The sequence below is a fragment of the Flavobacterium urocaniciphilum genome (assembly GCF_900110615.1).
Classification (GTDB): domain Bacteria; phylum Bacteroidota; class Bacteroidia; order Flavobacteriales; family Flavobacteriaceae; genus Flavobacterium; species Flavobacterium urocaniciphilum.
In genome coordinates this window covers 540455-553414 of the sequence record NZ_FOEI01000001.1, presented here as the reverse complement: position 1 = coordinate 553414, position 12960 = coordinate 540455, and the positions used below count along the sequence as shown (strand labels likewise).

At 29.9% G+C, this 12960-nt stretch carries 13 protein-coding genes; 10 read left to right on the top strand and 3 right to left on the bottom strand.

The genetic code is table 11. From position 1 onward, the window contains the following. Positions 1 to 112: 112 nt before the first annotated feature. The 5 genes from lpdA (at position 113) to BMY86_RS02520 (ending at position 5338) form a co-directional block, all read left to right on the top strand. Positions 113 to 1501 carry a dihydrolipoyl dehydrogenase gene (gene lpdA, locus BMY86_RS02540; RefSeq protein WP_091464736.1) on the top strand — a complete coding sequence of 463 codons (1389 nt, stop codon included), beginning with the start codon at positions 113 to 115 and terminating at the stop codon, positions 1499 to 1501. Positions 1502 to 1703: 202 nt separating this feature from the next. Next, positions 1704 to 2186, top strand: a complete 483-nt coding sequence (locus BMY86_RS02535; protein WP_091464734.1) for a hypothetical protein — start codon at positions 1704 to 1706, stop codon at positions 2184 to 2186. Positions 2187 to 2482: 296 nt separating this feature from the next. Continuing rightward, a complete protein-coding gene (locus BMY86_RS02530; RefSeq protein WP_091464732.1) occupies positions 2483 to 4384 on the top strand; it encodes an SPFH domain-containing protein in 1902 nt (633 codons plus the stop codon). Between the two features lie 78 nt (positions 4385 to 4462). Then, positions 4463 to 4900, top strand: coding sequence for a VOC family protein (locus tag BMY86_RS02525; RefSeq protein WP_091464730.1), 438 nt, complete (start codon positions 4463 to 4465; stop codon positions 4898 to 4900). A gap of 6 nt (positions 4901 to 4906) precedes the next feature. Beyond that, complete coding sequence (locus BMY86_RS02520; protein ID WP_091464728.1) at positions 4907 to 5338, top strand: SRPBCC family protein; 432 nt, start codon at positions 4907 to 4909, stop codon at positions 5336 to 5338. Between the two features lie 32 nt (positions 5339 to 5370). On the opposite strand, the gene BMY86_RS02515 is transcribed toward BMY86_RS02520, so the two are convergent. Further along, positions 5371 to 5820: a hypothetical protein gene (locus BMY86_RS02515; RefSeq protein WP_091464725.1), complete on the bottom strand. Its 450-nt coding sequence runs from the start codon at positions 5818 to 5820 to the stop codon at positions 5371 to 5373. After that, entirely contained in the window at positions 5820 to 7214 is a 1395-nt protein-coding gene (gene glmM / locus BMY86_RS02510) for a phosphoglucosamine mutase (RefSeq protein ID WP_091464723.1), read from the bottom strand. Before glmM ends, BMY86_RS02515 begins: the two co-directional genes overlap by 1 nt. 172 nt (positions 7215 to 7386) lie before the next feature. On the opposite strand from glmM, the gene BMY86_RS02505 reads away from it, so the two are divergent. The 5 genes from BMY86_RS02505 to BMY86_RS02485 all read left to right on the top strand — a co-directional run bounded on the left by BMY86_RS02505 (position 7387) and on the right by BMY86_RS02485 (position 12101). Continuing rightward, positions 7387 to 7998, top strand: coding sequence for an acyl carrier protein phosphodiesterase (locus tag BMY86_RS02505; protein ID WP_091464720.1), 612 nt, complete (start codon positions 7387 to 7389; stop codon positions 7996 to 7998). A 6-nt stretch (positions 7999 to 8004) separates the two neighbouring features. Beyond that, complete coding sequence (locus BMY86_RS02500) at positions 8005 to 8673, top strand: DNA alkylation repair protein (protein WP_091464717.1); 669 nt, start codon at positions 8005 to 8007, stop codon at positions 8671 to 8673. Positions 8674 to 8763: 90 nt separating this feature from the next. Continuing rightward, complete coding sequence (locus tag BMY86_RS02495) at positions 8764 to 10554, top strand: chloride channel protein (RefSeq protein ID WP_177177120.1); 1791 nt, start codon at positions 8764 to 8766, stop codon at positions 10552 to 10554. 20 nt (positions 10555 to 10574) lie between these two features. Further along, positions 10575 to 11411 (top strand): class I SAM-dependent methyltransferase, encoded by an 837-nt coding sequence (locus BMY86_RS02490; RefSeq protein ID WP_091464712.1) that lies wholly within the window; start codon positions 10575 to 10577, stop codon positions 11409 to 11411. 72 nt (positions 11412 to 11483) lie between these two features. Beyond that, positions 11484 to 12101: a hypothetical protein gene (locus BMY86_RS02485; protein ID WP_091464709.1), complete on the top strand. Its 618-nt coding sequence runs from the start codon at positions 11484 to 11486 to the stop codon at positions 12099 to 12101. A gap of 5 nt (positions 12102 to 12106) precedes the next feature. Here BMY86_RS02485 and BMY86_RS02480 read toward each other — a convergent pair whose 3' ends face one another. Beyond that, complete coding sequence (locus BMY86_RS02480; RefSeq protein WP_091464707.1) at positions 12107 to 12871, bottom strand: oxygenase MpaB family protein; 765 nt, start codon at positions 12869 to 12871, stop codon at positions 12107 to 12109. Positions 12872 to 12960 lie beyond the last annotated feature (89 nt).

The following is a 12960-nucleotide window of genomic DNA, read 5'->3' as shown; positions in this document are numbered from 1 at the left end:
AAATAAATAAATATTTATTAATTTCGCAATCAGAAAAAAACAATACAATTTAAAAAAATGACACAAGCGTAAGCGACTGCATTTTATTCAAAAAAATAAAAAAATATATAAAATGAAATACGACGTTATAGTTTTAGGAAGTGGTCCTGGTGGTTATGTAACTGCAATTAGAGCTTCTCAATTAGGATTTAAAGTAGCTGTTATTGAAAAAGAAAATTTAGGTGGTATCTGTTTAAATTGGGGATGTATCCCAACGAAAGCATTATTAAAATCTGCTCAAGTTTTCGATTATTTAAAACATGCATCTGATTACGGATTAAAAGTTGATAATGTTGATAAAGATTTTGGTGCTGTAATTGCTCGTTCAAGAAACGTTGCAAGCGGAATGAGTAAAGGTGTTCAGTTCTTAATGAAGAAAAACAAAATTGACGTTATCGATGGTTTTGGAAAAATCAAACCAGGTAAAAAAATTGACGTTACTGCAGCAGATGGAAAAGTTACTGAATATAGTGCAGACCATATTATTATTGCAACTGGAGCTCGTTCACGTGAATTACCAAACTTACCACAAGATGGTAAAAAAGTAATTGGTTACCGTCAAGCAATGGTTTTACCAGAGCAACCAAAAAAATTAATCGTTGTTGGTTCTGGAGCAATTGGAGTGGAATTTGCACACTTCTATAACTCAATGGGTACAGATGTAACGATCGTAGAATTTATGCCAAACATTGTTCCTGTTGAAGATGAAGATGTATCAAAACAATTTGAGCGTTCTTTGAAAAAATCAGGAATTACTATCATGACTAATTCTTCTGTAGAAAAAGTAGATACTTCTGGAAATGGAGTAAAAGCTACTGTAAAAACTGCAAAAGGAGAAGAAATCTTAGAAGCTGATGTTTTACTTTCTGCAGTTGGTATCAAATCGAACATTGAAAATATTGGTTTAGAAGAAGTAGGAATTGCTACTGATAGAGATAAAATTTTAGTAAACGATTATTACCAAACTAATGTTCCAGGATATTATGCAATTGGTGACGTTGTTCCTGGTCAAGCTTTAGCGCACGTTGCTTCTGCAGAAGGAATTTTATGTGTGGAAAAAATCGCTGGTTTACATGTTGAACCATTAGATTATGGTAACATTCCAGGTTGTACATATGCAACTCCAGAAATTGCATCTGTTGGTTTAACTGAAAAAGCAGCAAAAGAAAAAGGATACGAAATTAAAGTTGGTAAATTCCCATTCTCTGCTTCAGGAAAAGCTACAGCTGGTGGAAATACTGACGGATTCGTAAAAGTTATTTTCGATGCAAAATATGGTGAATGGTTAGGATGCCACATGATTGGTGCTGGTGTAACAGATATGATTGCTGAAGCAGTTGTAGCTCGTAAATTAGAAACTACTGGTCATGAAATTTTAAAAGCAGTTCACCCTCACCCAACAATGAGTGAAGCAGTTATGGAAGCTGTTGCTGCTGCTTATGATGAAGTAATTCATATTTAGTCATTGCGAGGTACGAAGCAATCTAATAATAAATACAAAACCGCCTTGTTACAAAACTTGGCGGTTTTTTTGTTGATTTACATACTAAAAAACTAAAATTCAACGTTATAAAAACAACTTTGGAACATTTTTTGTAAAGATATTCTACAAAAAATGTTTATATTTGGATATAACCATAATTATTAACTTAAAACCAAGAGAGATGAGAGCAATCGTAAAAAAATCAATTAAGGCATTAGTTATTATTACATTAGTTGGATTATTTTTTTCACCAACAGAAATGTTTAGTCAAGGACCACCACCATGGGCACCTGCAAAAGGCTATAGAGCAAAAACACGACACATTTATTTTCCACAACACAATTTCTATTATGATATTCAAAAAAGAGTGTACTTTTATTTGAATAATGGAACTTGGTCTGTAAGTGTTTCAATTCCTGCTCCTTTTATTAGTATTAATTTAGGTGGAGCAACTCAAATTCAATTAGACTATTATGGAAATTATCCATATTATTTTAATAATGATCACTGTACTAGATATAAAGTGGTAAAAGTTAAAAAACATAAACCTAAAAAAGTTATTGTTATTGATGAACATCATCATCATAATGACAACGACAATGATCAAGGAAACGGACATGGTAATAAACATAAAGGCCATGGAAAAGGCCACGGAAAACATTAACTCAAAAAACTGCTGATATTTCAGCAGTTTTTTTTATTACCATAATCATTTCATATTCAAAACATTAAATTGATTTATAAAATATTTATTAAAAAAATTGTAACTTATTTTTTACACTTACGTATAATAATAGATTTTTATTTTAAACGAATTTCAAATGGCACATAGGTGTTAATTCTTCCTTTCAATTCATTCTTAGTTTAGAATTTTGAAACCACAAAATTACAGATTAACAACATTTAATCTCTTTTCATAATAAAAATCAAATATTTTTTAATCAACTATAATATTTTAATATGACATCAATTATCGATTTTTGGTGGGTACTTTTAATAGTATTAACCTTAGTGTTTTACAAGTTTGTATTACGTGTATTTTTTGGAATGGTTATCGTTCCAGAAGATAAAATTGGTTTAGTAACCAAAAAATTCGTGCTTTTCGGAGCCGACAAATCTTTACCCGATAGTAGAATTATTGCTACTAAAGGTGAAGCTGGTTTTCAAGCACAATCATTAGCACCTGGTTTATATTGGGGTATGTGGATTTGGCAATATTCTGTAGACATGACACCTTTCACAATTATTCCAGAAGGAAAAATTGGATTAGTGTTAAGTAAAGATGGAAAAGAAATTCCAACTGGTAGAATTTTAGCTAGAAAAGTTGAATCAGATAATTTCCAAGATGCAACTGCCTTTTTAAATAATGGTGGACAAAAAGGTCGTCAAACGGCTTTTATTACAAGTGGATCTTACCGTATCAATACGTATTTATTTGAAGTAATGATAACTGATCAAGTAAAAATATATGAAAACATGGTAGGAATTGTTACTGCTTTAGACGGTGAACCCATTACACAAGGACAAATTGCTGGTAAATATGTAGACGGTCATAATAATTTCCAAGATTTTGATAGATTCTTAGAAGATGGAGGAAATAGAGGTTTACAACCACAAGTAATGTTAGCCGGTTCATATTATATTAATACTTGGGCAATTCAAATTGAACAAAATCCTATGACAGATGTTCCAATTGGATATGTAGGTGTAGTAATTTCTTATATTGGTGAAGACGGACAAGATGTAACTGGAGAAACATTTAAACACGGAAACATTGTTTCTAAAGGTCAACGTGGAGTTTGGATGGAACCTCTTGGGCCAGGTAAATATGCTTTAAATAAATATACAACTAAATTAGAGCCTGTTCCAACTACAAACTTAGTATTAAATTGGGCAAATGCTAGAAGTGAATCTCATGATTTAGATAAAAATTTATCAACAATTACAGTTCGTTCTAAAGATGGTTTCCCATTTAATTTAGATGTAGCACAAATCATTCACGTTCCTGCCAATGAAGCACCAAAAGTAATTGCTCGTTTTGGAAGTATGACCAACTTAGTTTCACAAGTTTTAGAACCAACTATTGGTAACTATTTTAGAAACTCGGCTCAAGATAGTGATGTTATTTCATTCTTAAGTACACGTAAAGAAAGACAAGAATCAGCTAAAAACCATATTAAAACGGTTTTAGATGAATATAATGTTAATGCCGTTGACACATTAATTGGAGACATCGTTCCTCCAGATTCATTAATGAAAACATTAACGGATAGAAAAATTGCTGAAGAAGAGCAAAAAACATATCAAACACAAAAAATGGCGCAAGAACAACGTCAAGGTGTAGAGAAAGAAACAGCTATTGCAGATATGCAAAAAGAAATTGTACGTGCTTCTCAAAGTGTTGAAATTGCTCAACGTACTGCTGATGCAACCGTTAAAAAAGCTGAAGGAGATGCAACAAGTTTAAAATTAAATGTAAATGCTGAAGCAGAAGCTACTAAAATGAGAGCAAATGCGGAAGCTGAAGCTACAAAAGCAAGAGCTGGAGCACAAGCTGAAGCAACTAAATTAAATGCAAGTGCTGAAGCAGAAAAAATCTCTAAAACAGGTTTAGCTGAAGCTGAAAAAATTATGGCAATTGGTAAATCTACTGCTGAAGCATATCAATTACAAGTTTCAGCAATGGGTGGTGATAATTTTACTAAATATAAAATTACAGAAGAAATTGCTAAAGGAAAAATTAAAGTTATTCCTGATGTGTTAATCTCAGGAAACAATGGTTCTGAAGGGGGAATCAGTGGTTTATTAGGTATGAAATTAATGGAAATGATGGATACCAAAAACGAAGAGAAAAACAAATAATTTTTAATCCGGCTTTACTTTTAAAGTCGGATTTTTTTTATATTTACTATATTAACTTAAACTAAAAAATTAAATAGTATGGCAACAGTAAACACGTATCTTACCTTCAATGGTAATACAGAAGAAGCTTTTAACTTTTATAAATCAGTTTTCGGAGGTGAATTTACATACATTGGTAAATTTAAAGATATGCCTGCAGATGAAAATTGTCCACCACCAAGTGCAGAAGAAGGAGAATTAATTATGCATGTTAGTTTACCAATTAGTAAAGAAACCGTATTAATGGGTAGTGACGCAACTAGTTTTAGTGGTAAAGTAGTTCCTGGAACAAATTTCTCAATATCTATAAATGCTGAAAGCAGAGCTGAAGCTGATAAATTATTTGCTGGACTTTCAGTTGGTGGAACAGTTACAATGCCAATGGAAAATACATTTTGGGGAGCTTATTTCGGAATGTTTACCGATAAATTCGGAATCAATTGGATGGTAAATTTTGATGAAATGCCAAAAGGATAATTTAAAATGAGATATACATTATCAAATACCATTAACAAACCTATTTCTGTAGTAACTGAAAAATTTAAAGATACTGAAGGCGCTAAAGAATGGATGGAAGGTTTGCATAAAATTGAACCCGTTTCTGGAGTACCAGGTAAAAAAGGTTCAACTTGTTATTTTCATTTTTCACACAAAGGAAAAGAAATGAAATTATTAGAAACCATTTTAGAAGAAAATCTTCCTCATCAAATTAAGTTTTCATATACTAGTGGTATTGGCTACAATGAAGTGGAATTACTTTTTGAAGAAATTTCTGAAAATGTAACCAAACAAACTACTAATAATTATTTTCAACTTAAAGGTGCCATGAAAATCATGGGCTTTTTTATGTCTGGAATGTTTAAAAAACAATCCATGAAATATATGGATGGTTTTAAAAAGTTTGCAGAGAAATAAAAAAGAGCGGAATTTATTTCCGCTCTTTCATTTTAAATTCTAGGTTTAAATTTAGTATACTTATCTAGCCAAACGGGTTTAAAAATATAACTATTAAATTTATGTTTCATATTTGTTGAAACTCTTATTTCAGAATAATCTTTCAACTTAGAATATTTCGCTTTAAATCTATAAATATAACTTTCATTATAAAATAATGTCTGTGTAATTTTAAGTTCAAGCAAATTACCATATTGTTCATTTATTTCTTGACAAACTAAACGTGATTCCTTTTCATTCCATGATCTAACCAAATAGGGAGTTGCAATATCATTTGTGATTGGAACATATTTTTGTGTCATACAACATTCAAATTGCGCCTTTGCAAATTCAGTTGCTTTTTGAATATAAATTGAATCTAAAGATTCTGGAAGAACTTCTTTTTGTGATTTACATCCAATAAACAGAAATAAAAATAATAAAATTGAAAAAAGTTTATTCATTAAATACCAGCAATAACTTTCAATTCATTTACAAAACGCTCTGCTAAAACATCTGCTTCCTGTTGTGTTGGCGCTTCCGTATAAATACGAATAATTGGTTCTGTATTCGATTTTCTTAAATGAACCCATTCTGTTGCAAAATCAATTTTCACACCATCAATCGTAGAAATTTGTTCGTTTTTATACGTTTCTGTTAAGGTTGCTAAAATCGAATCAACATCAATTTGAGGCGTTAATTCAATTTTATTCTTACTCATAAAATATTGAGGATAAGAAGCTCTTAATTCGGCAACCGTTTTATCTTGACCCGCTAAATACGTTAAGAATAAAGCTACTCCAACCAAACTATCTCTTCCGTAATGTAATTCTGGATAAATAATTCCTCCATTTCCTTCCCCACCAATAATCGCATTGGTTGCTTTCATTAATTCTACCACATTCACCTCTCCTACTGCACTTGCTTGGTAACTTCCGTTATGTTTTTCAGTAATGTCACGTAAAGCACGAGACGAACTCATATTTGAAACGGTATTTCCTGGTGTTTTACTTAATACATAATCCGCAACAGCAACTAACGTATATTCTTCACCAAACATTTCACCATCGTTAGAAATAAATGCTAAACGGTCAACATCTGGATCAACTACTATTCCGAAATCGGCTTTTTCATCTACCACTAATTTACAGATATCACCTAAATGTTCTTTTAAAGGTTCTGGATTGTGAGGAAAATGTCCGTTTGGTTCGCAATATAATTTTACAACTTCTACGCCCATTTGTTCTAGTAAATTCGGGATAATAATTCCACCAGAAGAATTAACTCCGTCTACTACAACTTTATATTTTTTAGTCTTTACTAAATCGGCATCTACCAAAGGCAATTCCAATACTTCATCAATATGAATATCCATGTAAGCATGGTTTTCAGTAACTTCTCCTAAAGTATCCACATCAACAAAATCAAATGCTTCAGCTTCTGCAATTTCTAAAATTTTAGCACCATCGGCACCACTTAAAAATTCACCTTTTGCATTTAATAATTTCAAAGCATTCCATTGTTTTGGATTATGAGAAGCTGTTAAAATAATTCCTCCATCAGCTTGTTCTAAAGGAACTGCCACTTCAACAGTTGGTGTAGTTGACAAACCTAAATCGATCACATCAATTCCTAATCCAACTAATGTATTTACTACTAAATTATGAATCATTGGTCCAGAAATACGTGCATCTCTACCAATAACTACCTTTAGTTTTCTATCTGTTACTGTACTATTATTTTTCAAGAAAGTTCCGTATGCTGAAGCAAATTTTACTGCATCAACAGGAGTTAAGTTATCCCCTACTTTTCCACCGATAGTACCACGAATTCCTGAAATTGATTTTATTAAAGTCATTTATTTAATTTTTAGTTCTTTATTACAAATATAAAAAGTTAGCCTTTCTATTTCAATAAAAGAAAGAAAAGATTTTTATATATTTACGATATCAACTTTCGATTTACGATTTACGATTTTGGAATTTTGAATTGAAATTTGAAAAACAAACTAAAAACAATAAACAACGAACTTGAACTATCTCGCACACATTTATCTTTCAGATGAAGATGATCATATTAAAATTGGAAATTTTATGGCAGACGCTGTAAAAGGGAATCATTATGATCAATATTCTGTTGGAATTCAAGTCGGAATAAAATTGCATCGTTTTATTGATAGTTTTACCGATTCACATCCTGTTTACAGACAAAGCAAACACCGTTTACATGAAAAATACGGACATTATGCAGGTGTAATAATGGATATTATTTATGATCATTTTTTAGCTAAAAATTGGAGCCAATTTTCTACTATCGAATTAGAAGATTACGCAGATAATTTCTACAATTTATTACAAACTAATTATGAAATTCTAACCGAGAAAACGCAGAATTCGTTACCCTATATGATTGATAATAATTGGCTAGTATCTTATAAATCTTTAGCCGGTTTGGAATTGATTTTATTTCAAATGGATTATAGAACGCATAATCGCGTAAATATGCCAAATGCCATGGAAGATTTAAAAAAATATTATGTGGAAATTGAAAATGAATTTTTTATATTTTTCAACGAATTACAAGAAAAATCAAAACTAGAATTAGAAAAATTAAGAATTGAATTCTCTTATCCAAAAAATTAAAAATCAATGCGTTTCGTTACTACAATTAAAAAAGCTTTTGAAGCCAATCAAGATATTATTTACGGACAAAAACAAAGCGATTATTTAAAAAATAATTTTCCTTGTTATGGTATTCCAACTCAAAATAGACGAGAGATTTTAAAAAATTGTTCTGTAGAATATGCTGAAGAAATTAAAATTGATTTCAGAACTATTTGTTGGGAATTATATCAATTTCCACACAGAGAAATGCATCAAACTGCCATTGATATTTTCCTAAAAGAAATAAAGAAAGATTTCCGAATTGATGATATTGCTTTTATTGAAAAACTAATACTAAATCATTCATGGTGGGATAGTGTGGATACCTTGGCAAAATATGCTGTTGGTGGTTATTTAAAAAAATTCCCAGAAAAAACATATTCAATAATTGATGAATTTTCAAATTCAGAAAATATGTGGTTAAATAGAACAGCTATCATTTTTCAATTAGGATACAAATCTAAAACTGATTTTGAGCTTTTAGTTTCCGAATGTGAAAAGCACAAACATTCTAAAGAATTTTTTATACAAAAAGCAATTGGTTGGGCTTTACGTGAATATGGATCGGTTAATCCAAATGCAGTATTAGAATATGTTAAAACGGCAAATTTAAAACCCTTAAGTAAAAAAGAAGCGATTAGAAAATTGATTTAATTACTTAAATTCAGAATGCCAAATATCTTGTTTAGGAATTAATTTTGGTGTATTTTAGCCATTCCGATAAAAATTACTTTAGTGTTAAGAATAATACGCAACATAGCCCGAAAATTTGAAAATTATTTTGCCAAATTAAAATCCATTTTAGAACCTAGACAATTTTTATATGTTTCTAGTGTTTTAGTTGGATTATCTGCCGCTTTAGCCGTTATTGTTTTAAAAACATTTGCCCATAGTGTTTTTCGTTTTTCTCAATTTTTAGATTCAAAACTTCACTTACCATATAGTAATAGTACGTTACCTATTCTTGGAATTTTATTAACAGTATTTATTATTAAAAGAGTTTTAAGTGGAAGTATTGAAAAAGGCACATCTCAAATTATGTATGCGGTTGCCAAAAAAAGAAGTGTAATTCCGGACAAGCAAATGTATGCACAAATCTTAACCAGTTCATTAACCGTTGGTATGGGTGGTAGTGCCGGTTTGGAGTCGCCAATTACTATTACTGGTGCAGCTTTCGGAAGTAACTATGCTTTAAAATATCGTTTAAGTTATAAAGATAGAACCTTACTTTTGGCTTGTGGCGTGGCTGCAGGAATTGCAGCTGCTTTTAATGCGCCTATTGCAGGTGTTTTATTTGCTATAGAAGTTGTTTTGGCGGAAATCAGTATAACTGCATTTACACCTTTGATTATTAGCGCAGCTACTGGTTCAATTGTTTCAATGTTATTGATGAATGAAGAAGTTTTGTTTAGTTTCAAATCGATTCAAGATTTTGATTCTAAAAACCTTCCATTTTATATTTTATTAGGCGTATTATCTGGGTTTGTTTCCATCTATTATGCTAGAAGTTTTAGAAAAATTGAACACTTTTTCTCTAGAAGAAGTAAAAACATGTATCGAAAAGCTCTTTTTGGCGCCAGTATTTTAGGTATTTTAATTTTCGTTTTCCCAACACTTTTTGGTGAAGGGTATGAAAGTATTAAACTACTTGCCGATAATCAACCTGAGAAATTAGCAGAAAATACCTTATTAGAAAATTTTAGCGATAAAAAATGGATTTTATTATTATTCATTTCTGCAACATTACTAATTAAGGTTTTTGCAACGGGTATTACACTTGGTGCAGGTGGTAATGGAGGTAACTTCGCTCCTTCTCTTTTTGTTGGTTCGTATTTAGGATTTTCTACAGCTTATTTATTCAATATTTTAAAAATTACGAACTTACCGATTAGTAATTTCACATTAGTGGGTATGTCTGGAGTTTTAAGTGGATTATTTCATTCTCCTTTAACCGCAATATTCTTAATTGCTGAGATTACTGGTGGTTATAGTTTAATGGTACCACTTATGATTGTTTCTTCAATAAGTTTTGCCATTTCAAAACACTTTGAGCCGTATTCTTTTGATATTAAAAACTTAGCCGATAAAGGAGAAGTTTTTACAGACGATAAAGACAAAAATATTTTACAATCGATTGAAATCAAAAAAATAATTAACACTAATTTTAGTCCGGTTAAAGAATCTAAAACATTAGAAGCGTTAATTGAAAAAATTAAGGAATCAGACGACACCATTTTTCCGGTTTTTGATGAAAGTAATACTTTCATTGGATTAATCTATTTAGATGATATTCGACCAATTATATTTTCTTCCTTTAAAATAAAATATACATCAATTACGGAAATTGTACAACCAGTTAAAGAAAAAGATGCTGTTAATATTGATGATTCTGTAGAACATATTTTAAATACATTTGAAAGAACACATCAAGTCATTTTACCTGTTTTAAAACACAAAAAATTTATTGGTTTTATTGCTAAAGCAGACATTTTAGAAAAATATCGAGAACAATTAAAAGAATTGGTGATTGAGTAAATACTACTTAAAAAGTAACAATGATATCAAAACGAAAACTATACTACCTTTTATCTCCTTCGATGAGATACAGCATTAGAAAAATATATTATTTTCCTTCTGATTTTTGGGATTTAATTTCTGGAAAAAGAGATAAAACTATTCCGCCAAAAGGATTGATTTTTATTGGGCCTGGTGATTTCAAAAGAATTGGTGAACATTATCTTAATATTTTCAAAGAACAATGTAATTTGTTACCAAATCATCGCGTTTTAGATGTGGGCTGTGGAATTGGTAGAATTGCTATTCCTTTAACCAATTATCTCAATAAAGAAGGATCTTACGAAGGATTTGATATTGTAAAAAATGGAATTGATTGGTGTCAAAAAAACATAACCCAAAAAAATCCCAATTTTAAGTTTACCCATATTGATTTAAAAAACGATTTATACAATTTAAAAACAGAACAAACAGCTAATAATTTTGTTTTTCCTTATCAAGATTCTAGCTTTGATTTAGTGGTTTTAACTTCTGTTTTCACGCATATGATGCCTGATGATGTTGTTAATTATATCAAAGAAATCAATCGAGTATTAAAACCAAATGGAAAATGTTTGGTTACTTTTTTTATTTTGAATGAGGAAAGTAAAAACTATATGAAATCAAATTCAGATTTTAATTTTCAATACAATTTTGGCGACTATAGTTTGATGGATAAAGACGTTAAAGAAGCTAATATTGCTTTTGAAGAAAAATTTATTTTCAATTGTATCAAAGAAAATAATTTAACAATTGAAAAAACATTATATGGATTTTGGTCAGGTCGTCCTAAAAATGAATCTTTCGATTATCAGGATACGTTGATACTAACTAAGTAAAAAAAACACTATACTATTTCAATAAAATTTAAAATTATTTTATTCTTAGTTTATTAAAGTCAAAATGATTTCATGAAAATTAAAACAAGCTTATCAATTCTTATATTAATTTTAACTAGTTGTAATTTAAATAATTCAACTATACAGAATGATAATTACGATAAAATTTTAGATAAAAAAGAAAGATTACAACTTCATAAAAAATATGAAAATATTGGTACTTTAATATCTACTATTGAATTTGGAATAAAAGCAACCGGTGAAGATATAAAAGATTTTGAAGATGGTGTTATTCCGTGGATTAGTATCGAAAATCCTGAAAGTGAAATTGATAGATTAATTGGTTCTGATGAAATAGTTGTTCCATTTTCGGAAATTATTCTAAATATTGACTATCCATTAAATAATCCAGCGAGTTTTGTTTTAAAAAGTTCAACAAATGGATTTACAAAAAGAGAACTTATACTCGAAATTAGCAAGTTATACTACGAAATATATAACGTAGAAGAAAATACTTCTAATATTAAAACTATCCCAATTGAACAAAGAAAAGGTGTGATTAATAGAAATCAAACGGATGGTAAATATGGTATTTGGGGTCACGATATTGGTGATTTAGATTTAAGTTCTATTGAAGTATATAAAACCGAAAATGGTAAAATTCACATTATACTCATTGTAGAATCTTAATTAAATTATTTCCCATACACATCCAATTCTTCAATTTGAGTTTTATAATAAGAAGGCAATAATATGTTTTTAATCATTTTATCTAATTTTATCACTCTGCTGAATTTATATATTGGTACAATTGGTTGAATCGCTGAAAAACGATTGAAGTTTAATAAACGAATTACAATTTTAGGAACTACTAGTTTTTGACCTTCAATTAATACAAAGTAACGAATTGCTCCTAAATGTTTTTTATATTGTTTAAATAAATCTAAAGTAAATTCACTTTTTTGTAAATTTTCTTTTAAATGTGATTCTCGAACGGGTAACCAATCTCTATAATTATTTGGTAATTCTTTTAATCCCATTCGAATTCCAACTCGATAAAAAACATCATACACTTCTTCTTTTTCAGCTTGAGTCAATTTGTTTTCTAGTAGTTCGTATGCAGAAATCGAATAATGAATCAGCATAAATAAAACATCACGATACGCCCAATCGGGAATTAATGCTCCTCGACTTTCCTCTACTGAACCATGTATTTTTCGCAGTGTATCTATAGATTGATTGGCTTGTTCTAATGGAGCAAAAACTATCATTCTCGCATATCGAACCGTTGAAAATAATCTTCCCAAAGGATCAGAAGGCAATTTTCCAGTAAAATATAACCAATCAACTGCTTTGTTTAGTGCAAATTCGGCTGAAGCTCGAGCAAAAATAAAAAGTATGGTATCACTTTTACCCCAAATTTTTCGGACAACTGAATTTTCTTCAACAAAATATTGCATAAACTATATTACTATTTCTAAAACTTATACTTTTAAAGTCATTTAACGTATTGTATGACACGATTATTGTATTGGAATATTCAAATTTA

Coding starts and splice junctions, on each gene's coding strand:
- lpdA (WP_091464736.1), top strand. CDS start 113: ATGAAATACGACGTTATAGTTTTAGGAAGTGGTCCTGGTGGTTATGTA.
- BMY86_RS02535 (WP_091464734.1), top strand. CDS start 1,704: ATGAGAGCAATCGTAAAAAAATCAATTAAGGCATTAGTTATTATTACA.
- BMY86_RS02530 (WP_091464732.1), top strand. CDS start 2,483: ATGACATCAATTATCGATTTTTGGTGGGTACTTTTAATAGTATTAACC.
- BMY86_RS02525 (WP_091464730.1), top strand. CDS start 4,463: ATGGCAACAGTAAACACGTATCTTACCTTCAATGGTAATACAGAAGAA.
- BMY86_RS02520 (WP_091464728.1), top strand. CDS start 4,907: ATGAGATATACATTATCAAATACCATTAACAAACCTATTTCTGTAGTA.
- BMY86_RS02515 (WP_091464725.1), bottom strand. CDS start 5,820: ATGAATAAACTTTTTTCAATTTTATTATTTTTATTTCTGTTTATTGGA.
- glmM (WP_091464723.1), bottom strand. CDS start 7,214: ATGACTTTAATAAAATCAATTTCAGGAATTCGTGGTACTATCGGTGGA.
- BMY86_RS02500 (WP_091464717.1), top strand. CDS start 8,005: ATGCGTTTCGTTACTACAATTAAAAAAGCTTTTGAAGCCAATCAAGAT.
- BMY86_RS02490 (WP_091464712.1), top strand. CDS start 10,575: ATGATATCAAAACGAAAACTATACTACCTTTTATCTCCTTCGATGAGA.
- BMY86_RS02485 (WP_091464709.1), top strand. CDS start 11,484: ATGAAAATTAAAACAAGCTTATCAATTCTTATATTAATTTTAACTAGT.
- BMY86_RS02480 (WP_091464707.1), bottom strand. CDS start 12,871: ATGCAATATTTTGTTGAAGAAAATTCAGTTGTCCGAAAAATTTGGGGT.